The organism is Streptomyces sp. NBC_00075, assembly GCF_045041225.1.
GTDB classification, from domain to species: domain Bacteria; phylum Actinomycetota; class Actinomycetes; order Streptomycetales; family Streptomycetaceae; genus Streptomyces; species Streptomyces adonidis.
On record NZ_CP108243.1, the window covers coordinates 260563 to 284644 of the forward strand.

Consider the following 24082-nt stretch of genomic DNA (forward strand, 5'->3'; position numbering starts at 1 on the left):
GCGGGCTCAGAGACTGCGTCGGCACAGTGTCGTTTCCGGACGGCCGACAGGACGTACGGAAACCGAAGGGACACACGGATGACGACGGCGTACGCGCAACGAAGGGTCGCCCCCGCGCCTCCCGCGCCCCGGCGCTCCCCCGCCGGCCCGGTGCTCGCCCTCCTGTGGGGCGGGGCCGCCGCCGTGGTCGCCCTGTGGTGGCACGACACGGGGTCGGTCGTCGGTACGGCCGGCTGGCTGACCGGGGCCGGGCGGATCGCGGGGCTGCTGTGCGGGTACGCCTGTGCCGTCCTCGTCGGCCTGATGGCCCGCGTACCGCTGCTGGAGCGGCAGATCGGGGCGGACCGGGTGACGCGCTGGCACGCGATGGCGGGCCGCTACACGGTCTGTCTGCTGGTGGCACACATCGTGCTGATCCTGCTCGGATACGCCGCCCAGGACGGCTCCTCGTTCCTCGACGAGGCGCTCACGGTGGTCCTGGACTACCCGGAGATGCTGAAGGCCACCGCGGGCACGGTCATCCTGTTCGCGGTCGGGATCGTCTCGGCCCGTGCGGTGCGCCGCCGGGTCGGCCACGAGTTCTGGTACTACGTGCACCTGCTCACGTACGCCGCGGTCTTCCTCTCCTTCGGCCACCAGCTGGCCCTGGGCTCCGACTTCACCGGCAACAAGGCGGCCCAGGCCGCCTGGTACGCGCTCTACCTGGGTGTCGCGGCCCTGGTGGGGTGGTTCCGGATCCTCGCTCCGGTACGGCTCAACCTGCGTCACCGGCTGCGGGTCGACTCGGTGCACCGGGAGGCGCCGGGCGTGCACTCCGTCGTCATACGTGGCCGACGGCTGGACGAGATGGGCACGCGGCCCGGGCAGTTCTTCCGCTGGCGGTTCCTCACCGAGGGCATGCGCTGGACCTCCACGCCGTACTCCCTGTCGGCGCCGCCGCGCCCGGACGTGCTGCGCATCACCGTCAAGGCGCTCGGCGACCACAGCGCCGCCGTCCCCCTGCTGCGGCCGGGCACCCGGGTGTGGGCGGAGGGTCCCTACGGGGCGCTGACCGCCGACCGGCAGAGCTCGTACAAGTCCCTGCTGATCGCGGGCGGTGCCGGCATCACCCCTCTGCGAGCCCTGTTCGAGACGCTGCCCGGCGACGTCACCCTCCTCTACCGCGCCCGCACGGTGGAGGACCTCGCCCTGGGCGGCGAGCTGGAGGCGATCGCACGATGGCGCGGGGCGAAGGTGCTCTACGCGCTCAACGGCCCGCACGGCCGGCGCCCGGACCTCACGGCTCCCTCACTGCGCGCCGCCGTGCCCGACCTGGACGCCCACGACGTGTACCTGTGCGGCCCGCACGACTTCGCGCGGGACCTGTACGAGGCACTGCGCGCCGCCGGGGTCCCGGACCGCCGTATCCACCACGAGTCCTTCGAGCTGTGAGGCCCCCTTGCACACGTTGAGGAAGAACCGTCCCCTGCGCCGCATCGTGCTGGCGAGCGCCGCGACCGTCTCCGGCATGGTGCTGCTGCTGTCACTGAAGCCACACACGATGCCGACCGTCTCCGGGTTGGCCACCTCCCCCGCGCCGTCCAGCAGTTCGGGTACGTCGACCGGGGCCACCGGGTCGGGCGGCTCGGCGACGGGCACCCGGACCCTCACCGGGGACTCGGTCCAGACCCGCTACGGCCCCGTCCAGGTCCGCGTCACCGTGAAGAACGGGAAACTCACCGATGTCACCGCGGTCACCTATCCCCAGGAGAACCCGAGGGACGAGCAGATCAACAGTTACGCGATCCCGCAGCTGACGCGAGAGGCGCTCACGGCTCAGAGCGCCGACATCGACACCGTCTCCGGAGCCACGTACACCAGCGAGGGCTACCGCCAGTCGCTCCAGTCGGCGCTGGACTCCGCGAGCCGCTGAATCCCGGCCGGGCCGGGTACGGCGGTGTGCCTCATCGGTCGCCCCTTGTCGCGGAAGGCGACCGGTCGAACAGCCGGACCGGGTTGACGCACAGGATCCGCTGGGCCTCGGTGGGGCTGAGCTCCGCGGTGAGCCAGGTCAGGGTCGTGCCGTAGGCCCGGCCTTCCTCGTGGCGGGTCCAGGGCCAGTCGCTCCCCCACAGCATCCGCTCGCCGCCGCCGACGCTCAGCAGGCCGCGCAGCATCGCGGTGGCCGCCCGCGGCGCCGAACGACACGGCGCGGAAGCCTTCACCCACACATGCGGCGCGGCCAGCAGCCGGGAGAGCGCGGCGGAGCCGGGGTAGGTCAGCGACGGGGCCGTCGGCAGTCCCAGGTGGCCGACGACCACCGCGCCGGGCCAGCGAAGCAGCCAGGGCTCCAGTTCCGCCCATTGCAGTTGCTGTGCCTGGACCTCCAGGTGGAGCGCGCGGGCGGCGAGTTCGTGGGCCAGTCGCTGCCAGAGCCGCTCGCCCAGCGGGGGCACCGGGCGGCCGACCAGATTGGGACGGATCCCGCACACGCCCGCAGCCACGAGCCGGTCGAGTTCCTCCCCCGGTGTCCGGGGATCGATGACAGCCACCCCGCGGAGGCGTTCCGGCGCCTTGCCAAGGGCGTCCAGCAGATAGGAGCTGTCCGTCCCGAGGAAGCTGGGCTGCATCAGGACCCCGGCCGCGAGGCTTCTTGTGGCCGTCCGCATCGTTCGGTCCGCCGGGCCCGACGGCTCACCGGCTCTTTGTGGCGTCAGGGCCGGCCCCGACCGGACACCCATGTCCTGTCTCAGCCCGCAACCCGGCACAGCGCGCAGATTAGGCGCTCATGCACTTTTTGCGGATGGAGAAACCTACGAACCTGAGAATCCGCTGAGTATTCCGCGCTCACATCCGTATCTATGGACGCGCTTCCCCCATGCCGGAAGTCCTGCCGACTCCGGCAGATGTCCCTGAGAGGCCCGATGACACGCAACACGCGAAGAAGATCGAAGACTGCCCGCCGGGCGGTAGGCGCGGCGGCCGCACTGGCCATCGGTGCCGGTGGGTTGGTGGCGGTCAACATCTACGCCTCGGCCGACGAGACCGGCGCGTCGAAGGGCTCCGCCCAGAACCAGGTGCTCGCGGCCGGCGGCTCCACCATCGACTGCCCCGATGTCGGCCAGCAGTTGACCTCCGTGCCCGCCCAGGCGAAGGCCCAGGTCGACAGGGAGCTGGCGCTCCTCGACAAGCAGATCTCCGAGGCGTACCAGCGCCTTTCCACCTCGCAGAGGGCGATCGCGCAGGACCCCAACTTCGCCCAGAACGCGATCATCGGCCCGCTGAAGGACAAGCGGAAGGCGACGATCGACCGGATCGCCACCGCCATCGGCCGGGTGGCGGCCAAGCCGCAGGGCCTTGACGCCCTGGCGGCCTGCACGCTGAAGGCCACCGGCAACCAGCCCGCCGCCGGCCAGCCCAGCGCCAGCCCGAGCCCCAGCAACAACACCAATGCCGGCGTGGCGGGCAACGGCCCCGTCGCCGCCGACTTCGTGGACATCACCAAGGTGAAGGCCAACGTGAGCGCGCCGGCCAGGTCGGCGAAGGCGTCGAAGGGTTCCTTCGTCACCAAGTGCGGGGTGAACGCCAACAAGCTGTACAACAGCGACAACGTGATCGTCGCGCCCGGTGTCACCAACGGCGCGCACCACGTGCACGACTACGTCGGCAACCAGGACAACGACGCCTTCTCCAGCGACCAGGACTTCGCCAAGGCCGCGACCAGTTGCCAGAACCAGGGCGACAAGTCGACGTACTACTGGCCGGTGCTGCGCCTCCAGGACGGCACCAAGGAGTTCGACAACGACAAGCTGGGCGGCGGCGCCGAGGGCAACACCGGCCGGATCCTGACGGCCAAGCAGGCCACCCTGGACTTCGTGGGCAGCCCCCGCGGCAAGGTGGTGGCGATGCCCAAGTTCCTGCGCATCATCACCGGTGACGCCAAGGCGTTCGTCAACGGCACGGCCAACGCCAACGCCTCCTGGAGCTGCACCGGCTTCGAGAACAAGGTGCAGTTGAAGGACAAGTACCCGCTCTGCCCCCGCGGCAGCAACGTGGTGCGCACCTTCAAGTTCCAGAGCTGCTGGGACGGCACGAACATCGACAGCGCCAACCACCGCACCCACGTGGCGTTCGCCGACGCCGCCGGCAACTGCCCGACCGGCTTCAAGGCCATCCCGCAGCTGGTGCAGCGACTGGTGTACGCGGTGAAGGCGCCCAGCGTGAAGGACAACGGGAAGACCACTCCGTTCTACGCGCTGGACGGTTTCCCCGAGCAGCAGCACAAGCCGGTCACCGACCACGGTGACTTCATCAACGTCTTCGACGCGAAGCTGATGAACAAGCTCGTCCAGTGCATCAACACCGGACGCAAGTGCAGCTGAGTCCGGCCGAGTCACCGAGCGGTGGGCGTCGTCGTACCTGACGGCGCCCACCGCCATGTGCGGAGTGCACCGAGCCTTCAAGCGGGCTCCTGGTCGCCGAGCGGTCCGGGCAGCGGCTGTTCGAACCACACCACCTTGCCCGTGCTCACCCGTGTCACCCCCCAGCTCTGTGCCAGCTGGTCCACCAGGAAGAGCCCCCGGCCGCCTTCGTCGCTGAGCCGGGCGTGTCGCATCCTCGGCACCAGGGGCGAGTTGTCACCCACCTCGCAGCGCAGCACGTCCGTGCAGAGCAGTCGCAGGGTGATCGGCCGGGAGGCGAAGCGCACGGCGTTCGCCACGACCTCGCTCACCATGAGTTCGGTGGACTCCACCAGGGCATCGAGACCCCAGTCGCGCAGTGTCCTGCGGGTCAGCCGACGGGCCTGTCGCGCGGTCTGCGGACGGGGAGCCATGTACCAGTACGCGACGGTCTCCGGCAGGATGCCCTCGAACCGGGCGGCGAGCAGCGCGATGTCGTCGTCCCGGTCCCCCGCACCCAGCGTGCCGAGCGCCTGATCGCACACCTCTGCCGGCTCCGGGGGCCCGGAACCGGAGGCGGCGGCCCGCAGGCGTGCGCGCAGCCGGTCCACCCCGGTCAGGACGTCCGAGTCGCGGGACTCGACCAGGCCGTCGGTGTACAGGAGAAGGGTCGATCCGGCCGGTGCGTGCATCTCGGTGGTCTCGAATCCGCCGCCACCCACGCCGATCGGTACTCCGGGAGGCACCGGCAGGACCTCCGTACTGCCGTCGGGGTGCAGGAGCACCGGCGGCAGATGGCCCGCGTTGGACACCAGCAACCGGTGCAGTACGGGGTCGTACATGGCGTACAGGCAGGTCGCCGTGTGTTCGCTGCCCAGCCGCTCAGCCTGTTCGTCGAGGTGGTGCAGGACCTCGTCGGGCGGCAGGTCGAGGCCGGCCAGGGTCTGCACGATGGTGCGCAGCTGTCCCATGATCGCGGCCGAGGTCATGGAGTGGCCCATCACGTCGCCGATGACGAGGGCGACCCGGTTGCCGGGCAGCAGGATCGCGTCGTACCAGTCGCCGCCGACCTGCGCGGTCCGTGAGGCCGGCAGATAGCGGCTGGCCAGCTGGACCCCGGTGGGCTCGGGCAGCGAGGGCGGGAGCATCGTGCGCTGGAGCGCGTCCGCGACGGACGCCTCCCGCGCGTACAGCACCGCTTTGTGGATGCCGAGGGCGGTGTGGGTGGCGAGTTGGGAGGCGACGAGCAGGTCGTCGCCGGTGAAGTCCGCCCTGCCGGGGCCGCGGATGAGGACGACGCTGCCCATGGCGTGGCTGCGGCCGTGGAGCGGGGCGAGGATCAGCCGTCGTCCTGGCGGCACCGTGCCGGGCGAGTTCGCCACGCCCAGCAGCTCGGCCACGACGGAACGGATGTCCGGCAGGTCTCCGAACACCGGCCGCCCGGCCCGCAGCAGGCCGGCGAGCGGACCGGTGGGAGACAGTCGTACGACCTCGGCCGCCCGGGCGGTGTCGGCGACCGGTGGGAGTGGGCCGGAACCGCGGACGGCCGCCTCGCGCAGGGGTGCGCGGTCCATCGTGTGCAGTCGTAGGACGCCGGGCGGTTCGGCGACCTCGTCGCCGACCGGGAGCGGGGCGTACAGATGGACGAGCGCCACATCGGCGAAGGCCGGTACGGCCGCCCGGCACAGCTCCTGCAACATCTCGTCGAGGTCCATGCCGCGGGCGATCTGCCGGGTCGCCGCGTCGAGGTAGCTGAGCCTGTCGGTCTGCGGCCCGGCGATGTCGGGCCGGGGACCGCCCGGCCGTACGGCTGGTGCTGCCGCAGCCGCCGCACGCATCGCTCGGCCGCTCCCCTCGGAGCCGGGATTCGCACCTGACTGTGCGCGTGCCCCGTCGGAGCGGGCCCCGGAGCCGGGCGACGGGGCCGCGGCCGCGCACTGCGGCCGACGCGCGCGACCAGCGGCAGCTGCCTGGTGCACGTCGGCCGCCTGCTCGCCGACCGTCCACCCGTCGGCCGCCTGCCCGCCGGTGCCTCCATCGGCTCCGAGGTGCTTCGTCACGCGTTTCCTTCCGACCGTGCGGACCCCGCCGCGGGGACGGGATGATCAGAGGGCGTCAGGCGGGCCGTCTACAGCGCAGGAAGATCTGCACCTCGGGCGGGACGTCCGCGCTCGCCGGAGCGTACGAGTACGAGGACTCCTCGACGATCTCGAAGCCCGCTTCCTCGACGACCTCGCGCAGTTCCTCCCGCAGATAGCCGGACACCCGGATGGTGCTTCCGATGAACGGGATCGAGAAGTCGTCGACATCGGCCTCCACCATCGACAGCGCGAACAGACCGTCCGGCAGGAGCAGGTGGTGGATGGTGCGCAGCGCGAGGGGAATCTCGGCGCGCGGCAGCATGAGCAGGGAGAAGAAGGCGGTCACCGCGTCGAAGCGGCCGAGGTCCCGGGGGCCTCCGGGCCGCAGATCGGCGATGTCGGCCTGGTGGAACACCCCGGTGGGCACGTACTTGTGGGCGAGCGCGACCATCCGCTCCGAGAGGTCGACCCCGACGACCTGGAAGCCCGACTCCGCGAGCTGGCGGGAGGTCGGAAGGCCGGTGCCGCATCCCAGGTCCAGCACCCGGGCCCCGGGCGGCAGCGACTCGACGAGCCATGCGGCGGACGCGATCTGCCCTTCCTTGTGCGGGAAGGCCTCGTCGTAGCGGTCCCCAATGGCGTCGAAGGCCTCGGCCTGACCGGTGCGGTCGAGCCACATGCTCCCGTAGCCGACTTCGTCGGCGGGGTTGGTCACGAGGATTCTCCTTCAGCCCTGTATGTAACAGTTTGTGAGTAATTTTTTCACAGTTATCCAAGCTTAGGCGTAGATCGACCGCGATGGCCGCCGTGGCCCAATTCCAGTGATCGATCGAGTCCTGGCGCGACCGCGCTCAGGTCAGTCGGTGGGCTTCATACGGAAGGCGGGACCGGGGACGCTCTCGATGTCCTCCGCCTCCACCGCGTGGCCCTGTTCGCAGCGGATCCGGGCGTCGACGTGCGCGCCGCAGCCGCGGTGTCGCGTGATCACAGCCGGGCCCTCGGGGTCGGCGCGATAACGGTCGCCCCACTGCAGGAGCCCCATCACGGCCGGGACCAGGTCCATGCCCTTGGGCGTGATCACGTACTTGGGCCGACTTCGCGATCCCGGTTCCTTGTACGTCTCGGCGGCCAGGATGCCCTCCTCCACGAGCATCCGCAGGCGCGCCGCGAGGAGGTTGCGAGGGCAGCCGAGGACGCGTTCGAAGTCGCTGAAACGGGACGAGCCGTACCAGACCTCGCGCAGGATCAGGATCGTCCACTTCTCACCGACGACCTCGAGGGTCCGGGCGATCGAGCAGTTCGACACGTCCCGGTCGAGACGGGGGTCCAGTCCGGCGTCCTGATGAGCTTCGGTCCTCGCATCCATGGGGTGATACTAACTTCACCTGAGTTTACTTTTCTATACTCAGCAAGTAGCGTCGCGACCAGTACACAAGCCGTCGACCATCGAGAAGATCACCCAGAAAGGGCGGCCGGCATGAAGGCATTCGTCGTCGAGAAGTACGGCAAGGACGGCGCACGCGCCGCACAGGTACCCGAACCCCCGGTCGGGGACCACGACGTCCTGGTCAGAGTGAGCGCCGCCAGTATCAACCCGCTGGACAAGATGGTCCGCGACGGGGAGTTCGAGCGGCTCCTGAAGTACAGGCTCCCGTTCGTCCTCGGCCATGACCTGGCCGGTGTCGTGACGCGCGTCGGCTCCGCCGTACACAGCTTCAAGGCCGGCGACGAGGTCCACGCCCGTCCGCGCGACCTGCGGATCGGCGGCTTCGCGGAGTACATCGCGATCGACGTGGAAGACGTCGCGCCCAAGCCGGCCTCGCTCACCCTCGACGAAGCGGCGGCGGTGCCGCTGGTGGCCCTGGCCGCCTGGCAGATCCTCGTCGACCGAGCCGATCTGAAACCGGGCCAGAAGGTGCTCGTCCACGCCGGTGCCGGTGGCCTCGGGTCGACGGTCGTCCAGCTCGCCAAACACCTCGGCGCCGAGGTGGCGACAACCACGTCCCCCGACACCGAGAAGCTGGTCAGGAGCCTCGGCGCGGACATCGTCGTCGACTACACCAAGGAGGACTTCTCCACGGTGCTGTCCGGCTACGACCTCGTGCTGGACTCCCTGGGTGGCACGAACCTGGAGAAGTCGCTCACGGTACTGAAGCCCGGCGGCCTGGCCATCGGTGTCGTCGGCCCACCCGACGCCGGGTTCGCCAAGCAGCTCGGCGCCCCCGCATTCATGGGTGTGGTCATGAACGCGCTCAGCCGCAAGATCCGCAAGCAGGCCGGGAAGCTGGGCGTGCGCTACGAGTTCTTCTTCATGCAGGCCAACGGCTCCCAGCTGCGCAGGCTCGGCGCCCTCTACGACAGTGGGCAGCTGCGCCCGGTCATCGACAGGACGTTCCCGTTCGACCGGACGCTGGAGGCGATGGCGTACGTCGAACAGGGCCGCACCACGGCGGGCAAGGTCGTGGTCACGATGGCGCCCGAGAGCGACTGAGGTCAGTTCGGCAGTGTCCGTCAGCCGTGCGACGCACGCACCCAGGCAGGACTGCGGTCCTTGTCGACCAGGGCCGCACGGACACCCTCCAGGAAGTCCGGCGTACGGATCGTCGTGCGCGTGAGAGCGAGTTCGGCGTCGAGACACTCGCGCAAGGTGCGCTGTCTGCCGCGGGCCAGCAGGGCGTGGGTGATCTCCAGGCTCTGCGGCGAGGCGGACTCCAGAGCGGCCAGCGCGGAAGCCGCCCACGACGTGTCGAGGTGGTGCAGGCGTTTCTCGATCTCACCGAGGGTCGGCGCGCCGAACGCCCAGTCGATGTCCCCGCGTACCGCCGCCAACCCGCTCTCCGCCACCGGGGAACGGCCCGCCAGACGGTTGAGTACGACGTCCACCGGATCGCCGGGACGGTCGGCCAGGGCGTCCGCGACCGCGTCGAGCCCGTCCGCCGGGACGAAGTGCGTGGCCAGTCCCGTGTACAGGGCGTCGGCCGCGTCGAGGCGGTGTCCGGTCAGGCCCAGATACATGCCGATCGCGCCGGGCAGCCTCGGCAGAAAGTAGCTCGCCCCGACGTCCGGAAAGAACCCGATCCCGGTCTCGGGCATCGCCAGCACCGCACGCTCGGTCACGACGCGGAAGCTGCCGTGGACGGACAGCCCGAGACCACCGCCCATGCACACACCGTCGATGAGCGACACGACCGGCACGGGATACCCGGCGATCCGGGCGTTGAGCCGGTACTCGGACGCGAAGAACCGCTCACTGGCCCCGGCATCCCCGGCGAGGCTGTGCTCGCGGATGGTACGGATGTCCCCACCGGCGCAGAACGCCTTCGGACTGGTACTGGCGAGCACCACGGCGGACAGCGGGGCGTGCTCCCACCCGGCGAGCGCACGGTCGATGGCGGCGACCATGCCTGTCGTCAGGGCGTTGAGCGCCTTGGGCCGGTTCAACAGGATCCGGCCCACGCCCCGATCGACCTCGGTGAGCACGTCAGCCGGAGCGGTGTCGGCGCCAGGGGTGGGCATCGTGCGTCAGGGCTCCTTGCTCGCCGGGGGTCGGGGGTCAGGCGTAGATCTGCGGGATCGCACAGCGGACATCGTGCGCCCTGCTGCGATGCGGAGGCTGCCTCGGGCGCCCCGGCGGCGTGACCGGTGCCGATCAGAGTGGGGCGAGACGGGCCCTGAGCAGGCAGAACTCGTTGCCTTCGGGGTCGGTCAGGACATGCCACTGCTCCTCCCCCGTCTGGCCGATGTCGGCCGGGCGCGCGCCGAGCTTCAGCAGGCGTTCGAGTTCGGCGTCCTGGTCGCGGTCAGTGGCGTTGACGTCGATGTGCAGCCGGGACTTCCCCTTCTCCGGCTCGTCCCTGCGACTGAGGATGATCGTCGGCTGCGGACCACCGAACCCTTCGCGCGGTCCGATCTCCAGCGTGCCGTCGTCCTCGCGGTCGAGGACGACGAAGTCCAGGACCTCGCACCAGAACCGCGCCAGCACCTCAGGGTCGCGGCAACCGAGGACCAGCTCACTGATACGACATGCCATGGACGAAACCTGCTCTCAGCCTGGGAACTGCCCGGAAACCGCCAGGAAGGCCACACGCGAACCGCAGGTCCCCAGCAGGGAAAACACCCCCGCGAACGTACCGGATGAGGCGAGCGCGGGCGAACTGATTTCAGGGGCGATCCGGTCCGGGGCCCGGCGCGGCCGCGCGGGAAGGAGGCACCGGGAAGAGCATGCAGCTGCTGGTGGCGTGGGCGAGCAGGCGGTCCGTCCCGTCGACCAACTGGGCCTGGGCGAGGGCGGTTTGACGGCCCTTGCTGACGACCGTGCCGATGGCGCGCACCGTGCCCGTGTCCACGGTGATCCGGCGCAGGAACTTCACCGTCAGGTCGAGCGAGGTGTACGCCATGCCCTGCGGGAGGGTGGACTGGACGGCGCAGCCCGCCGCCGAGTCGAGCAGGGTGGCGAAGACACCGCCGTGCACGCTGCCGATGGGGTTGTAGTGCTCCTCCCCCGGTGTCAGGGAGAAGACCGCCCGGCCGGGCTCCACCTCGTCGAGGGTGAAGTCGACGGAGTGGTTGATGGGCGGCCTCGGCAGGCGCCCCTCCAGCAGTTCGCGCAGGAAGTCGACACCGGACATACACCCGGCGGCCTCCGCCAGGATCGCGGGATCTTCCCATTGATACGTACGTGTCCGTCCCACGACCGAGCACCTTCCCGTCCTCTGACTTTTACAAATGAAGCTAGCCGCGCCTTCACCTGACTGTCAATGGCGAAGCCAGCCCCTTACGATGGCGGTATGGAGTGGCTTGAGGCGAGCACGGAGAACTGTCCCGTCCAGCGCACGCTCGACGTGGTCGGAGAGAAATGGACCTTGCTGATCCTGCGTGACGCCGTCAACGGGGTCCGTCGCTTCGACGACTTCCACCGCCATATCGGCCTGTCGGAAGCCGTCCTCAGCGACCGCCTCCGGAAGCTGATCACGGCGGGCGTCCTCAAGACCGTCCCCTACCGGGAGCCGGGCAGCCGCGCCCGCAACGAGTACCGCCTGACCCGCAAGGGCTGGGACCTGTGGCCGGTCCTGCTGGCGCTGAGCCAGTGGGGCGAAAAGCACGCCCTCGGCCCCGAGGGCCCCGTACTGGACATCCGCCACGCCGAATGCGACGCCCCGGTCCGCGTCGTCGTCGAGTGCTCAGCCGAGCACTCGACCCTCACCCCCGGTGAGATCACCGCCCGGCTGGGGCCCGGTGCCCGTCCCCGGTCGTGAGCCCTGCGCCCCGGCCCGGGCCTTGAGCCAGTCCGGTGGCACCGCCGCACTTGGGGTGTACGCGGCCGCCCAAGCCGACCCACATCACTCAGTCCGCCTCGGTGGACGGCACGCCTCGCCCGAGCCCGGCTCAGGGGCCCGGCCCCGGATCCGGCTGCACCGCCTCGGTGATCCCCGCCCTCGCCGCTTCGAGTTGGGCGGCGAAGGCTATGCCCAGGAACAGGGCCACACCGGTCAGGTTGGCCCACAGCAGGAGGGCGACGAACGCCGTCAGGGGTCCGTACACGGCGCCGAACGCCCCGCTCTTCGCGACGTAGAGCGCCAGCAGCCAGGTCGCCGTGATCCACAGGACCAGGTGGACCGCCGAGCCGAACGCGAGCCAGGTGTAGCCCGGTTGGTCCCTGCGCGGAGCCCAGCGGAAGATCACCGCCGACGCGACCCAGGCGAGCAACACGCCCAGGGGCACTTCGAGAGGCCGCCACCAGTCGAGCAGTTCCCGGGGCCAGCCGAGGGCCTCCACCACCGCGTTCCCGATGGCGTCCCCCGCGACGAGCACGAGGAATCCCAGGACCATCGGCATGCCCGCCGTGAGCGCGAGAAGCAGGGAACGCCCGTACTTGGCCAGGAACGGCCGGTCGCGTTCGATGCCGTAGATACGGTTGGCGCCCCGCTCGACCTGCCCCATCGCCGAGGCGAGGTTGAGTACGGCGAAGGCCAGGCCCAGCCACATGGCGACGGCGTTCCCGACTCCGGAACCGGCGCTGCGCGCGGTGGCGTCCAGGGCGTCCTCGACCAGGCGCGCGCTGGCGCCCGGCACTATCTGGCCGAGGGTGAGTTCGATGATCCGCCCGACGCTCTCCGTGTGCACGGTGGTGGCCACGCCGACCAGCGCGATCGTGAACGGCACCAGGCCCAGGACCACTTGGAACGCGAGCGAACGGGAGTTGGTGAAGCCGTCGGCGTAGCGGAAGCGGGAGAACGCGTCGAGGAGCAGTCGGCGGCCGCCGTAGTGCCTCAGTGCGGTGAGCGCCTCGTCGCCGGACAGCTCCTCCCCGATCATGTCCCGCGTCTGCGGAACGTGTACGACGGTCCCCATCGAGAACGTCTCCTCCTGTCGTCCGTACGGCGAGACGAGGAACGCGATCTTGCCGCGGGGAGAACCGTACAGCCGGACGGTTGTGGGGATCGGTCGTCAGGAGGATTCGGGGTCGCAGCGGCGACGGTGAGCGGGGTGGGGATCAGAAGGGCATGCGGCCACGGGTACGGCGGCCGGCCGAGCCGCTGCGGCCCACGGCTCGGGAACTCGTCCGGAACGGCTTGCTGAGAAGTTTGCCCAGGAAGCCGGGCGCCTTTCCGCCGGTGCGCGCGCCGGCGCCGAGCGAACGCTGCGTGCCGCGTTCGGGGTGGCGGGACAGACGCGGGACGAGGAAGGCCAGCACGGCCAGGACCACACATACTCCGACAACTGCGGCGATGATCACGAGTCTGCTCCCTTGGTCGGTCGGGAGGAGACGGGTGCCCCGGAGCCGCGCACCTACGCGTGACGGACGAGGCTCCCCGCGCCGGGAGTCGAGGCGTCTGACGCCTCGCCTCGCCCGCCGGGGAGCCTCGCCCGTCGTGCGTCAGCCTCCGATGCCGGACTCGGTGGCCGCTCCGATCAGTTCAGCCGCGTCGGCCGGGCGGATGAAACCCGCGGCGGCCCCTCGTACGGTCGCGGCCGTCCACTTCGCGACGAACGTGGCGTGGTCGGGGTACAGGGCCGCCAGTTTCTCGGCGGGGAAGGGGGTGGTCGTACCGAACAGGAAGCAGAACGACGCCCCGGTCTGCCCGAGGCCGGACAGGACGGCGACCGGCGCCTCGACCGACGGTGTGCGGACGCCGCCCACGACATTGCCGTGGGCGTCCAGGACGAAGGCGGGCGCGGAACCGGAGGTGTCCACCTGGAGGCGGGGTGCCTTGGCCGGGGGGATGCCGGTCTTCACCCAGCGGTTCAGTGCGAACTCGGCGGTGTCCAGGACGTAGTGCGCCTGGCCGGTGTTGATCGGCGAGCCGCAGCCGGTCCGGGTCGGGGGGCTGAGCATGGCCTTCAGTCCCTGGAGGCCGACGGTGCCGCTGCCGTCGTCGATCGTGCCGAGGCCGATGTAGGCGTCGGCGTGGGCGGTGCCGGCCACCTCCCAGAGCCGGAGGCGGTGCGAGTCGGCCTGGCGGGCGGACAGCGAACCGAGCGCGATCACGTCGGTCTCGGCCTGGACGACGAGCACCGGTGCGTCCAGGTCCGGGCGGAAGCGGACGACCGCCGGAGTCGGGACGTCCGCCTGGGGCGCCTGCGACAGGGGTGCGCCGATGTCCCGCCGGCTGTGCACGAGGAAACCGTCGTACACCGACACCAGGGGCTGGATCGCGTTGATGTAGGTGGTGAGGCGGAACGCGGACTGCGACTCGCCGTTGGCCAGCACGACGCGGGGCCGGAGCCCGTCGAGAACCGTGGCCGCGGAGTCCCGTACGGCCTGGCCGGCCTGGCTGAAGATGTCGTAGGAGTAGCTGTCGCCGGGGTGGGACAGGTCCGCGTAACGGACCGGGTCCGCGGTCCTGGTGGCGGTCACTCCGGTGGCCTGGGCGGAGACGCCCACCCAGGCGTAGCCCTCGCGGATCAGTTCGTTGTGGGCGTAGATCCACTCCGGGGCGGCGTCGAGGCCGCCGCTGACGTTCAGCCACTCCACGACGACGGTCCCGTTGAAACGGGCGGGATCCGCGGGCCGGTTCACCACGATCCGGGTGGTGTACGGGGCACTGCTCGCCGGCGTCACCTGCCAGCGGCCGTCGGCGTCGAGGGGCTCCTCGGGTACGTAGGACTCGGCGGTCCCGGACAGGAGGTACTCGGACCGGGTGTATCCCACGCTGCCGAGGTCGAACGCCGTCGCCTGCAGTACGACGGCGCCGTTCCCGCCCGTCACCGGCCCGCTGACCGTCGGACTGGCGGCTGCCTGGGCGGCCGGTCCCGAGTCCGTGCCGCCGGGCTGTGCGGCGACCGCCGAGGAGGTTCCGAGGAGGAGCGGGAGGATCAGCGCGACTGCGGTGAGGAGTTGAGGGCGGGTTTTTCTCGCCCACTGGATCTTCATATGCATGACTTCTCCTGGGTCAGAAAACTCGGCCGACGTCCTGGCGGACGATGGTCTGCATGCTGTGTTCGGCGAGGGCGGCGATGGTCATGGAGGGGTTGCAGGCGCCGGTGGAGCCGGGGATGCGGGCGCCGTCGAGGACGTAGAGGCCCTTGTGGCCGAGGACGCGGCCGGTGAGGTCGACGGCGTCGCCCATGGGGACGCCGCCCAAGGGGTGCCAGGTGGAGGCGGCGCTCGCGTTGGTGTCGATCATCATGCCGCCGCCCGCCGTGGCGATGGCCCGCATCCGGGTCGCGATCAGTGCCTGGAGGGCCGCGTCGGCATCGGTGGGCCAGGTGAGCACGGCGTCGTCGGTCGTGGCGTCGTACGCCCAGGTGCCCGCGCCGTCGACGATGCCGAAGCCGACCACGGTCAGCGCGGTGACGCCGGGCTGCTGGATGGGCGAGCCCGCGTGGATGACGGTGAGCGGGATGGGGCTGGTGGGGTCGGTGCCGCCGACGCAGGCGGGGCCGCCCTGCTGGGTTCCGGCGTCGCCGGTGGGGTTGATCCAGGCCCAGATCCGGTCGCCGTTGTTGCCCCACCGGGTGCCGATGGCGTCGGGCAGGCCCGGGATCAGGTTCTTGGCGCGGGACTTGACGAGGAGTCGGGTGGTGCCGGGCGAGCCGGCGTTGAGGAACACCGCGTCCGCCGTGATCCGGATCCGCTCCTGCACGGTGCCGGCGGTGTCGATACGGTCGACGGACAGCACCCAGCGCTTGTCCGCGCCGAGAGCGAGGTCGCGGACGACATGCAGGGGCGCCACCTCGACCAGGCCGGTGGACTCCGCCTGGGCGAGGTAGGTGACGTCGATGGAGTGCTTGCCGCCGTTGTTGACGCCGAAGGCGATGTCGCTGGTGGTGTAGGTCGGCTCGTACTGGCCGGTCAACTCGCCCCGGGCGTAGCTCCAGTCGATGGGCAGCGGCACCTTGAACGGGGTCAGGCCCGCCTTCGGCGCGGTCTCCTGGAACAGGCGGGAGGACGTGTAGGGGGCGGAGGCCAGCAGGTCGTACGGGATGGTGGAGATGCCCAGCATCCGGGCGACGGTGGGATACGCCCACCGGTCGAGGTCGTCGTAGAGGCCGGCCGCCACGGGGATGGACGTGGCGAAGTTGGCCTTCGTGGGCTGAAGCGTCATGCCGTGGTACATGAGCGAGCCGCCGCCGACCGCGGCCCCGACCATGGCGGTCATGCCGTTGCCGACGACGGGTTCGAGGACGCCGGTGAAAGGCGTCCAGGTCTTGTCGACACCACCGACGATGGAGTGGTCGGTCAGCCAGGCGGAGCGGTTGTCCATGTTCGAGAAGCGGCAGAAGGTGGTGGCGTTCGGGCCGGTGCGCCAGCGCAGACCCCGCTCCAGGACCAGGCTGGACACCCCGGCCTGGGCCAGTCGCAGCGCGGTGACGCCACCACCGAAGCCGGTGCCCACGACGACGGCGCGTTCGCGCCGTTCCGTCACGGAGGGCGCGGCGGAGGACGTCACGGCGCGGGCCCGGCCCGCGCCGGTCACGGATCCGCCCACGGCCGCCGCGCCGAGAGCGGTCGCGGTCAGCAGTCTGCGGCGGGTGAGCGTGGAGGAAGGGGAGTTGAGGGGAGAGGAGTTGTTGTCGGACATGGGACTCCCGTCGAGGGGCGTGGGGACGATTCGGGGATGTCGCGAACATGTCAATTCGGACCTTTGAGGCCAACCCTGCCGAGGCGGTCCCGCCGACCGATGGGCGCCGGAGTGGCGCCGTCGGCTCGTCAGCCGCACGGGACGCAAGGTGGGGACGAAGGCAGAGGCCTGTTACTCGTGAGCGGCGACGCACCTCAGGTTGCCCATGCACTTCATGAGGACCGGCGGAATGCGGGCCTCAGGGGCGTCGGAGGCGCCGCCCGGTGCGATGACAGACGCACCTCCGGTGACGGTGACGCCTCTGCCGTACAGACCTGTGGTGGCCATGGGGCATCCCTTGCGTGGGGGGCTGGTGGTGCGGCAACACCGTACTGCGTTCTGTCACTGCGCGCCATGAAGTCGCACCGTGACATCAATTAGGATCACCGCACCGAGGCGAGGAGGAACGGATGGCCGGGCGATCCGGTGCGGGCGTGGGGCGACCTCCGTTGACGGAACGGCGCCGTGCGGAGACGCGCATGGAGATCGCCGACGAGGCGGTACGGCTGTTCGTCGAGCGGGGCGTGGCGGGAACGACGGCGGAGGACATCGCCGCGGCCGCCGGACTCTCCACCCGCACCCTGTGGCGCTACTTCCGCTCGAAGGAGGAGTGCGCGCGGCCCCTGCTCACGGTGGGCATCGAGGTGCTGACCGAGCGCCTGCGCGACTACTGGAACGGCAGCCGCACGCTCGCCGAGGCGATCTCGGCCATCGAGGAGCCCGGCATCCCGGTGGCGCAGCACCTGGAGACCCTGCGCGGCCTCGTCCGCCTGAGCCGGGACGAGCCCGGGCTGCGCGCCGTCTGGCTGGAGGCGCACTTCGACGCCGAAGTCGTCCTCGCCGGTCTGATCGCCGAAGGCACCGACCGCCGTGAGGACGACTTGGCCGTCCGTCTGGAGGCGGGCATGATGAACACCGCGCTGCGCGTCGCGGTCGAGCACTGGGCCCTCCAGCCCCACGAGCCGACCGGCCCACCGCTCGGCGCGACCCTCGGCCAGGCCCTGCACGCGATCACCCAGTTCCTCGACGCGGACACGGACCCCGCTCCCGGCCGGAAGCCACTGATCCGCCTCCCGGCCATGGACTCCGGGGGCGAGTAGTCGGCGTCCGGGCCGTCCCGGCGAGAACGATCTGCCGGGACGCCGAGGACGAGCCGACGGCCGGGGCGAGGTCCTCATGGAGCGAGGTGAAGTCGGCGCCGCGCTCGGAGCGGGCGATCTGCCGAGCCGACGCGACAGCAACCCCGCGATCAGCAGCCGGCGCGGGACGGGGCCGGGTTCCGGTCGGGCCGTGGGAGGTGGATACGGTGCCGCTCCGTTCCCGTCCGCCGACGACATGCGTTTCCCGCCCGTGAAGACCCCCTCGGACGCGGTGTCCCGGTGGCGGTCCGGCCCCGCCGACCTCCCGCGTGGGACGATCGGGCTGTGGTCTGTGTGGTTTCGGTACGCGAGGAGACCGCGTCGCCCGTTCTGGTCGCGCGACCTGGGGTGGGTGTGAGTCGTGGCGCGTGACCTGGTGCTCGGTGTCGACGCGGGACACACGGTGACGAAGGCCGTGCTGTTCGACGCGACCGGCCGGCCGGTCGCGCGGGGCAGCGGCATGCTTCCGCTGAGCACCCCTCGGCCCCACTGGGTCGAGCGGGACATGGACGACGTATGGCGGACGGCGCGGCAGGCCATCGCGGCCTGTCTGGCCGAGGCGGGTCCGGACGCGGGCCGGGCCGTCGCCGCGGTGGGACTGGCCGCGCACGGCGACGGTCTGTACGCCGTCGACGGGCGGGGCCGGCCGGTGCGGGCCGCGATCGTGGCGATGGACACGCGCGCCGAACCACTGCTGGAGGAGTGGCGGGGCACTCCTGTCTGGTCGCGCGCCCTGGAGCTGTCGGGCACGGTGCCCTTCGCGGGTTCCCCCGCCGCCCTGCTGGCCTGGCTGGCCCGCCATGAGCCCGAGGTGGTTCACGAGGCCCGTTGGCTGCTGTCCTGCAAGGACTGGCTGCGGCTGAGGCTGACGGGCGCGGTGGCCACCGACCCGACGGACGCCAGCGCCTCGTTCACGGACATGCGGCGGGGCGGGTACTCGCCTGAGCTGCTCGATCTGTACGGTCTCGGCGCGCTCTCCGACCTGCTGCCGCCGGTACTCGCGTGCGACGCGGTGAGCGGGACCGTCACCCCCGAGGCCGCGGCCCTCACCGGGCTCACCGCCGGCACGCCCGTCGTCACGGGCGCCCATGACGTCGACGCCGCCGCGCTCGGGATCGGCGGCACGGCGCCGGGCGAACTGTGCCTGATCGCCGGGTCGTTCAGCATCAACCAGGTGGTCGTCGAGCACCCGGTCGTCGATCCGCGCTGGCAGGTCCGTCACTTCGTCCGCCCCGGACAGTGGATGACCATGTCCACCTCGCCGGCGTCGGTGGCGAACCTGGAGTGGTTCCTGCGGGTCACGGGCAGCCCGGCCGAGCAGCGGGACGGCGTCCACGAGACGATCGGCCGCGAGGTCGAGGCCCAACTGGCCGGACCGTCCGAGGTGTTGTTCCACCCGTTCGTCTACGGCTCCCCGCATCCGCATCCCACCTCCGGGACGTTCCTCGGGCTGCGCGGCTGGCACGAGCGCGGGCATCTGCTGCGGGCTCTGATGGAGGGCGTCGTACTCAACCACCGCTGGCATGTCGACGCGCTCTGTTCGAAGCTGCCGGTCACCGGGGCGGCACGGCTGACCGGGGGCGCCGCACACAGCGAGGTGTGGAGCCAGATGTTCGCCGACGCGCTGCGGCGGCCGGTCGTGGTGACCGACGTGCGCGAGAGCGCGGCCCGGGGCGCGGCCCTGCTGGCCGCCACCGCCGTCGGGCTGCTCGACGACGTGACGGACCCGCGCGCCGGCGCCACGGTCCTCAGGCGCCACGAGCCCCGTCCCGACCGGGTCGCCGTGCTCGACGAGGCGTACGAGGTGTACCGGGAGGCGCTGGAGGCCCTCGGACCGGTCTGGGCCCGTCTGGACGCGCCGGAGGCCTGAGGCCCGTCCGCCGGATCAACCGCAGAGGCGGGTTCCGGCGCTCCCACCTGCGGCGATGCTGCGCTGAGGTGATTCGCCAGGAGCCCCCGACCGACCTCCCGGCACCCTCCTCACACCCCCTCCGAGCCGTCTTAACGATAAGTAACGAAAAGTTATCTCGCAAAATACGTTAACAAAGGCGCAGTCTCCTGCTAATAATTCCGCCATCGAAACGCGCCCGACCCCCCAGGGACGCATCCCGCACGAGAGGTCCCCCGTCACATGCGATCGACCAGATACGCCCTCATAGCCGGCGCCGCCGCCACCGCCCTGCTCGCCACCGCCTGTTCCGGAGCCGGAGCCGGCGGGTCCTCGGACGGGGGCAAGAGCATCAACGTCCTCATGGTCGGCAACCCGCAGATGGAGGACATCGCGAAGCTGACCAAGGACAACTTCACCAAGGACACCGGGATCAAGGTCAACTTCACGATCCTTCCCGAGAACGAGCTGCGCGACAAAGTCACCCAGGACATCGCCACCCAGGCCGGCCAGTACGACGTCGCCACCATCGGCGCGTACGAGGTGCCGATCTGGGAGAAGAACGGTTGGCTGCACGACCTCGGCACGTACGCCGACAAGGACACCAGCTTCGACAAGGCCGACCTGCTCAAGCCGATGGTGCAGTCGCTCACCGGCTCGGACGGCAAGCTCTACGCCCTGCCGTTCTACGGCGAGTCCTCGATGCTCATGTACAACAAGAGCGTCATGAAGGCGAAGGGCATCACCGTGCCCGAGCACCCGACCTGGCAGCAGATCGCCGACATCGCGGCCAAGGTCGACGGCGCCGAACCCGGCATGAAGGGCATCTGCCTGCGCGGGCTGGCCGGCTGGGGCGAGCTGGGCGCGCCGCTGACGTCCATGGTGAACACCTTCGGCGGCACCTGGTTCACCAAGGACTGGAAGGCGCAGGTCAACACCGGCGGCTTCAAGAAGGCCACCGAGTTCTACGTCAAGCTGGTCAAGGAGCACGGCGAGTCCGGCGCCCCCCAGGCCGGGTTCACCGAGTGCCTGAACGCGCTCAGCCAGAAGAAGGTCGCGATGTGGTACGACGCGACCAGCGCCGCCGGATCACTTGAGGACCCCGCCTCCAGCAAGATCGCCGGCGATGTCGGCTACGCGTACGCGCCGACCGTCGAGACGGACAGCAGCGGCTGGCTGTGGGCCTGGTCGTGGGCCATGCCGAAGACCACGAAGAACGCGGACGCCGCCTCGCAGTTCATGCTGTGGGCGTCCAGCAAGAAGTACGAGAACCTGGTCGGCGAGAAGCTCGGCTGGGCGCGTGTCCCGGCCGGCAAGCGGGCCAGCACGTACGAGATCCCGGAGTACAAGAAGGCCGCCGCGTCGTTCGGTGACATCACGCTGAAGTCCATCGAGGGCGCCGACCCGGCGAACCCGGGCGTCCAGCCCCGGCCGACCGTGGGCATCCAGTACGTGGCCATCCCCGAGTTCCAGGACCTGGGCACCAAGGTCACCCAGGAGATCTCCGCCGCCATCGCCGGCAAGACCAGCGTGGACAAGGCGCTCGACGACGGTCAGAAGCTCGCCGAGGAAGTCGCCAAGACCTACCAGAAGTGACCTTCAGCGCCCGGCCGGCCCTGACGCCGGCCGGGCGCCGCTTCACCGACCCCGGCCGTCACCGGCGGAGGAAAGTTCTCATGACCACGCTCACCGCACCCCCCAGGCAGGCTCCCCCACCCGTCCGTCCCCGGAAGTCCTCGGGCTCGGCGGCCAAGTGGAAGCGGCGCGTCCCGCTGCTTCCCGCGCTGATCTTCACCATCGTCGTCACTCAGCTGCCGTTCGTGGCCACGCTGATCATCTCCACCTTCCAGTGGAACATCCTCAAGCCCGGCGAGCGCCACTTCGTCGGCCTCTCCAACTTCTCGTTCGTCTTCACCGACGAGCGGCTGCGCACGGCGGTCCTCAACACCGTCGTGCTCACCGCGTCGGTGGTGGTCATCAGCGTGATCCTCGGCCTCGGCCTGGCGATGCTGCTCGATCGCCGGTTCGTGGGCCGGGGGCTGGCGCGCACCCTGCTCATCGCCCCGTTCCTGGTCATGCCGGTCGCGGCGGCGCTGCTGTGGAAGCACGCCATCTACAACCCCGACTACGGCCTGCTCAACGGCACCCTGAACGCCGTGTACCGGTTCTTCGGAGCGGACAACGGCCCCACCGTCGACTGGATCTCCTCCTACCCGATGCCCGCCGTCGTGGTGTCGCTGGTGTGGCAGTGGACGCCGTTCATGATGCTGATCCTGCTGGCCGGCCTCCAGGCGCAGCCCGGTGACGTCCTGGAGGCGGCCCGTATGGACGGGGCCTCCGCGCTCCAGACGTTCAGGCACATCACGCTGCCGCATCTGCGCCAGTACATCGAGCTGGGTGTGCTGCTCGGCACGATCTACGTCGTGCAGACCTTCGACGCGGTCTTCACCATCACCCAGGGCGGCCCCGGCTCGCAGACGACCAACCTGCCGTACGAGATCTACCTGACCATGTTCCGCAAGTACGAGTACGGCGAGGCGGCCGCCGCCGGTGTCGTCGTCGTGCTCGGCGCGTTCGTCATCGCGACCTTCGCGCTGCGCACCATCGCGTCGCTGTTCCGCGAGGAGACCTCCCGATGACCCACGCAGCAGTCGCCCCCCGAGGGGGCAGGTTCCGGAAGCTCCTCCGTGGCAAGGACGACCCCAACTCCCCGCGCCTGTCGCCGCTGTGGACGTTCGTCGCCTGGCTGGCCACGCTGGCGTTCTTCGCGCCGGTGGCGTGGATGGTGCTGACCTCCTTCCATCAGGAGGCCGACGCGGCGACCAACCCGCCGACCCCCTTCGCCCCGGTCACCTTCGACCAGTACAAGCTGCTGTTCAGCCGGGACATCACCCCGTTCCTCCTCAACTCGGCCATGGCCAGCATCCTTTCGACGGTGCTGGTGCTTGCCCTGGCGGTGCCGGCGGCGTACGCGCTGTCCATCAAGCCGGTCGAGAAGTGGACCGACGTGATGTTCTTCTTCCTGTCCACGAAGTTCCTCCCGGCCATCGCGGCCCTGCTGCCGGTGTACCTGATCGTCAAGGACGCCGGGATGCTGGACAACGTGTGGACGCTCGTCATCCTCTACACGGCGATGAACCTGCCGATCGCGGTGTGGATGATGCGCTCGTTCCTCGCCGAGGTCCCCAAGGAGATCCTGGAGGCCGCCGAGGTCGACGGCGCCGGCCTGCTCACCGTGCTGTGGCGGGTCGTCGCACCGGTCGCCATGCCCGGACTCGCCGCCACCTCACTGATCTGCTTCATCTTCAGCTGGAACGAGTTCATGTTCGCCGTGAACCTCACCGCGACCCAGGCGTCCACCGCGCCGGTGTTCCTGGTCGGCTTCATCACCAACGAGGGTCTGTTCCTGGCCCGGCTGTGCGCGGCCGCCACCCTCGTGTCACTGCCGGTCCTCATCGCCGGATTCGCCGCCCAGGACAAGCTCGTACGAGGCCTCTCCCTGGGAGCGGTCAAGTGAGAGCGGCTGTGATCACGGGGCCCGGCGCCATCGAACTCGCCACTGTCGACGACCCCTCGCCGGGCCCGCGCGAGGTCGTCGTGGAGGTCGCGGCCACCGGGATCTGCGGCACCGATCTGCACATCCTCCAGGGGGAGTTCGCCCCGAAGCTGCCCATCGTCCCGGGCCACGAGTTCGCCGGGGAGGTCGTGGGCCTCGGCAGCGAGGTGACCGAACTCGCGATCGGCGACCGTGTCGCCGTGGATCCGTCGCTGTACTGCTTCGAGTGCCGCTACTGCCGCCTCGGCCACAACAACCTCTGCGAACGCTGGGCCGCCATCGGCGTCACCCACCCGGGCGCCGCCGCCGAGTACGCCGTGGCGCCCGTCGCCAACTGTGTACGACTGCCCGACCACGTGGACGTCCAGGACGCGGCGCTGATCGAGCCGCTGTCCTGCGCGGTGCGCGGCTACGACGTCCTGCGCAGCCGGCTCGCCTCCCGTGTGCTCGTCTACGGCGCCGGAACCATGGGCCTGATGATGCTCCAGCTGGCCAAGGCCACGGGCGCCGCGAGCGTCGACGTCGTCGACATCAATGCCGAACGTCTGGCCACGGCCTGGCAGTTGGGCTGCTCCGCCGGTGCCGCGTCCGCCGACGAACTCGACCGGCCGCCGTACGGCTGGGACCTGGTCGTCGACGCCACCGGCAACGCGCGGGCGATCCAGGACGCTCTCGGCCGGGTCGGCAAGGGCGGCACGTACCTGCAGTTCGGGGTCGCCGACTATGCCACCCGGGCCACCATCGAGCCGTACAGGATCTACAACCAGGAGATCACGATCACCGGGTCGATGGCCGTCCTGCACAGCTTCGAGCGGGCCGCCGACCTCTTCGCCACGGGTGTCATCGACCCGCGCGTCTTCATCAGCGACCGCCTTCCCCTGGCCGCGTTCCCGGACGCGATCGCCCGTTTCCAGGCCGGTCTCGGCCGCAAGATCCAGATCCAGCCCGGTCTCGCCTCCGCGTGAACACCCGAAC

The 24082-nt window shown here is 70.4% G+C and carries 23 protein-coding genes; 11 read left to right on the forward strand and 12 right to left on the reverse strand.

Features of this window, described 5'->3' with window-relative positions:
- Nucleotides 1-78 precede the first annotated feature (78 nt).
- Both OG787_RS01210 and OG787_RS01215 read left to right on the forward strand, forming a co-directional pair.
- Nucleotides 79-1431 (forward strand): ferric reductase-like transmembrane domain-containing protein, encoded by a 1353-nt coding sequence (locus OG787_RS01210; RefSeq protein ID WP_405534013.1) that lies wholly within the window; start codon nt 79-81, stop codon nt 1429-1431.
- A 7-nt stretch (nt 1432-1438) separates the two neighbouring features.
- Nucleotides 1439-1912 (forward strand): FMN-binding protein, encoded by a 474-nt coding sequence (locus OG787_RS01215; protein ID WP_405534014.1) that lies wholly within the window; start codon nt 1439-1441, stop codon nt 1910-1912.
- A gap of 31 nt (nt 1913-1943) precedes the next feature.
- Here OG787_RS01215 and OG787_RS01220 read toward each other — a convergent pair whose 3' ends face one another.
- Nucleotides 1944-2720 carry an amidohydrolase family protein gene (locus OG787_RS01220; RefSeq protein ID WP_405534015.1) on the reverse strand — a complete coding sequence of 259 codons (777 nt, stop codon included), beginning with the start codon at nt 2718-2720 and terminating at the stop codon, nt 1944-1946.
- 183 nt (nt 2721-2903) lie between these two features.
- On the opposite strand from OG787_RS01220, the gene OG787_RS01225 reads away from it, so the two are divergent.
- The gene (locus OG787_RS01225) at nt 2904-4361 is read left to right on the forward strand and encodes a DUF1996 domain-containing protein (protein ID WP_405534016.1); all 1458 of its coding nucleotides are present in this window, start codon (nt 2904-2906) and stop codon (nt 4359-4361) included.
- A 77-nt stretch (nt 4362-4438) separates the two neighbouring features.
- On the opposite strand, the gene OG787_RS01230 is transcribed toward OG787_RS01225, so the two are convergent.
- From OG787_RS01230 to OG787_RS01240, 3 genes are all read right to left on the reverse strand, one after another.
- Nucleotides 4439-6439 (reverse strand): SpoIIE family protein phosphatase, encoded by a 2001-nt coding sequence (locus tag OG787_RS01230; RefSeq protein ID WP_405534017.1) that lies wholly within the window; start codon nt 6437-6439, stop codon nt 4439-4441.
- Between the two features lie 55 nt (nt 6440-6494).
- The gene (locus OG787_RS01235; RefSeq protein ID WP_369033434.1) at nt 6495-7139 is read right to left on the reverse strand and encodes a class I SAM-dependent methyltransferase; all 645 of its coding nucleotides are present in this window, start codon (nt 7137-7139) and stop codon (nt 6495-6497) included.
- A gap of 177 nt (nt 7140-7316) precedes the next feature.
- Nucleotides 7317-7826: a winged helix-turn-helix transcriptional regulator gene (locus OG787_RS01240; protein ID WP_405534018.1), complete on the reverse strand. Its 510-nt coding sequence runs from the start codon at nt 7824-7826 to the stop codon at nt 7317-7319.
- 111 nt (nt 7827-7937) lie between these two features.
- Here OG787_RS01240 and OG787_RS01245 point away from each other — a divergent pair, with 111 nt between their 5' ends.
- Nucleotides 7938-8951, forward strand: a complete 1014-nt coding sequence (locus OG787_RS01245) for an NADP-dependent oxidoreductase (protein ID WP_369033353.1) — start codon at nt 7938-7940, stop codon at nt 8949-8951.
- Between the two features lie 20 nt (nt 8952-8971).
- Here OG787_RS01245 and OG787_RS01250 read toward each other — a convergent pair whose 3' ends face one another.
- From OG787_RS01250 to OG787_RS01260, 3 genes are all read right to left on the reverse strand, one after another.
- Nucleotides 8972-9976 (reverse strand): enoyl-CoA hydratase/isomerase family protein, encoded by a 1005-nt coding sequence (locus OG787_RS01250; RefSeq protein WP_405534019.1) that lies wholly within the window; start codon nt 9974-9976, stop codon nt 8972-8974.
- Between the two features lie 133 nt (nt 9977-10109).
- Nucleotides 10110-10490, reverse strand: coding sequence for a VOC family protein (locus tag OG787_RS01255; protein ID WP_369033351.1), 381 nt, complete (start codon nt 10488-10490; stop codon nt 10110-10112).
- Nucleotides 10491-10620: 130 nt separating this feature from the next.
- Nucleotides 10621-11151: a PaaI family thioesterase gene (locus tag OG787_RS01260; RefSeq protein WP_405534020.1), complete on the reverse strand. Its 531-nt coding sequence runs from the start codon at nt 11149-11151 to the stop codon at nt 10621-10623.
- 96 nt (nt 11152-11247) lie between these two features.
- Between OG787_RS01260 and OG787_RS01265 the strand changes: the two genes are divergently transcribed.
- On the forward strand, nt 11248-11715 hold the full coding sequence (locus OG787_RS01265) for a winged helix-turn-helix transcriptional regulator (RefSeq protein WP_405534021.1): 468 nt from the start codon (nt 11248-11250) through the stop codon (nt 11713-11715).
- A 130-nt stretch (nt 11716-11845) separates the two neighbouring features.
- Here OG787_RS01265 and OG787_RS01270 read toward each other — a convergent pair whose 3' ends face one another.
- The 5 genes from OG787_RS01270 to OG787_RS01290 all read right to left on the reverse strand — a co-directional run bounded on the left by OG787_RS01270 (nt 11846) and on the right by OG787_RS01290 (nt 16812).
- The gene (locus OG787_RS01270) at nt 11846-12811 is read right to left on the reverse strand and encodes a YihY/virulence factor BrkB family protein (protein ID WP_405534022.1); all 966 of its coding nucleotides are present in this window, start codon (nt 12809-12811) and stop codon (nt 11846-11848) included.
- Between the two features lie 142 nt (nt 12812-12953).
- Nucleotides 12954-13196 (reverse strand): DUF6411 family protein, encoded by a 243-nt coding sequence (locus tag OG787_RS01275; RefSeq protein ID WP_405534023.1) that lies wholly within the window; start codon nt 13194-13196, stop codon nt 12954-12956.
- Nucleotides 13197-13337: 141 nt separating this feature from the next.
- Nucleotides 13338-14840 (reverse strand): alpha/beta hydrolase domain-containing protein, encoded by a 1503-nt coding sequence (locus tag OG787_RS01280; RefSeq protein WP_405534024.1) that lies wholly within the window; start codon nt 14838-14840, stop codon nt 13338-13340.
- A gap of 13 nt (nt 14841-14853) precedes the next feature.
- Nucleotides 14854-16485, reverse strand: coding sequence for a GMC oxidoreductase (locus OG787_RS01285; RefSeq protein ID WP_405534025.1), 1632 nt, complete (start codon nt 16483-16485; stop codon nt 14854-14856).
- A gap of 171 nt (nt 16486-16656) precedes the next feature.
- Nucleotides 16657-16812 carry a hypothetical protein gene (locus OG787_RS01290; protein ID WP_369033344.1) on the reverse strand — a complete coding sequence of 52 codons (156 nt, stop codon included), beginning with the start codon at nt 16810-16812 and terminating at the stop codon, nt 16657-16659.
- A 122-nt stretch (nt 16813-16934) separates the two neighbouring features.
- Here OG787_RS01290 and OG787_RS01295 point away from each other — a divergent pair, with 122 nt between their 5' ends.
- The 6 genes from OG787_RS01295 to OG787_RS01320 all read left to right on the forward strand — a co-directional run bounded on the left by OG787_RS01295 (nt 16935) and on the right by OG787_RS01320 (nt 24072).
- Complete coding sequence (locus tag OG787_RS01295; protein WP_405534026.1) at nt 16935-17624, forward strand: TetR/AcrR family transcriptional regulator; 690 nt, start codon at nt 16935-16937, stop codon at nt 17622-17624.
- Nucleotides 17625-18024: 400 nt separating this feature from the next.
- Nucleotides 18025-19533 carry an FGGY-family carbohydrate kinase gene (locus tag OG787_RS01300; RefSeq protein ID WP_405534027.1) on the forward strand — a complete coding sequence of 503 codons (1509 nt, stop codon included), beginning with the start codon at nt 18025-18027 and terminating at the stop codon, nt 19531-19533.
- A gap of 261 nt (nt 19534-19794) precedes the next feature.
- Entirely contained in the window at nt 19795-21147 is a 1353-nt protein-coding gene (locus OG787_RS01305) for a sugar ABC transporter substrate-binding protein (protein ID WP_369032372.1), read from the forward strand.
- A gap of 80 nt (nt 21148-21227) precedes the next feature.
- Nucleotides 21228-22190: a carbohydrate ABC transporter permease gene (locus OG787_RS01310; RefSeq protein WP_405534028.1), complete on the forward strand. Its 963-nt coding sequence runs from the start codon at nt 21228-21230 to the stop codon at nt 22188-22190.
- Entirely contained in the window at nt 22187-23068 is an 882-nt protein-coding gene (locus tag OG787_RS01315) for a carbohydrate ABC transporter permease (RefSeq protein WP_405534029.1), read from the forward strand. The genes OG787_RS01310 and OG787_RS01315 overlap by 4 nt, the downstream gene beginning before the upstream one ends.
- Complete coding sequence (locus OG787_RS01320; protein ID WP_369034187.1) at nt 23065-24072, forward strand: zinc-dependent alcohol dehydrogenase family protein; 1008 nt, start codon at nt 23065-23067, stop codon at nt 24070-24072. The genes OG787_RS01315 and OG787_RS01320 overlap by 4 nt, the downstream gene beginning before the upstream one ends.
- Nucleotides 24073-24082: the final 10 nt, after the last annotated feature.

Coding starts and splice junctions, on each gene's coding strand:
- OG787_RS01265 (WP_405534021.1), top strand. CDS start 11,248: ATGGAGTGGCTTGAGGCGAGCACGGAGAACTGTCCCGTCCAGCGCACG.
- OG787_RS01245 (WP_369033353.1), top strand. CDS start 7,938: ATGAAGGCATTCGTCGTCGAGAAGTACGGCAAGGACGGCGCACGCGCC.
- OG787_RS01270 (WP_405534022.1), bottom strand. CDS start 12,811: ATGGGGACCGTCGTACACGTTCCGCAGACGCGGGACATGATCGGGGAG.
- OG787_RS01220 (WP_405534015.1), bottom strand. CDS start 2,720: ATGGGTGTCCGGTCGGGGCCGGCCCTGACGCCACAAAGAGCCGGTGAG.
- OG787_RS01280 (WP_405534024.1), bottom strand. CDS start 14,840: ATGCATATGAAGATCCAGTGGGCGAGAAAAACCCGCCCTCAACTCCTC.
- OG787_RS01225 (WP_405534016.1), top strand. CDS start 2,904: ATGACACGCAACACGCGAAGAAGATCGAAGACTGCCCGCCGGGCGGTA.
- OG787_RS01235 (WP_369033434.1), bottom strand. CDS start 7,139: ATGTGGCTCGACCGCACCGGTCAGGCCGAGGCCTTCGACGCCATTGGG.
- OG787_RS01305 (WP_369032372.1), top strand. CDS start 19,795: ATGCGATCGACCAGATACGCCCTCATAGCCGGCGCCGCCGCCACCGCC.
- OG787_RS01290 (WP_369033344.1), bottom strand. CDS start 16,812: ATGGCCACCACAGGTCTGTACGGCAGAGGCGTCACCGTCACCGGAGGT.
- OG787_RS01240 (WP_405534018.1), bottom strand. CDS start 7,826: ATGGATGCGAGGACCGAAGCTCATCAGGACGCCGGACTGGACCCCCGT.
- OG787_RS01315 (WP_405534029.1), top strand. CDS start 22,187: ATGACCCACGCAGCAGTCGCCCCCCGAGGGGGCAGGTTCCGGAAGCTC.
- OG787_RS01210 (WP_405534013.1), top strand. CDS start 79: ATGACGACGGCGTACGCGCAACGAAGGGTCGCCCCCGCGCCTCCCGCG.
- OG787_RS01255 (WP_369033351.1), bottom strand. CDS start 10,490: ATGGCATGTCGTATCAGTGAGCTGGTCCTCGGTTGCCGCGACCCTGAG.
- OG787_RS01295 (WP_405534026.1), top strand. CDS start 16,935: ATGGCCGGGCGATCCGGTGCGGGCGTGGGGCGACCTCCGTTGACGGAA.
- OG787_RS01285 (WP_405534025.1), bottom strand. CDS start 16,485: ATGTCCGACAACAACTCCTCTCCCCTCAACTCCCCTTCCTCCACGCTC.
- OG787_RS01310 (WP_405534028.1), top strand. CDS start 21,228: ATGACCACGCTCACCGCACCCCCCAGGCAGGCTCCCCCACCCGTCCGT.
- OG787_RS01250 (WP_405534019.1), bottom strand. CDS start 9,976: ATGCCCACCCCTGGCGCCGACACCGCTCCGGCTGACGTGCTCACCGAG.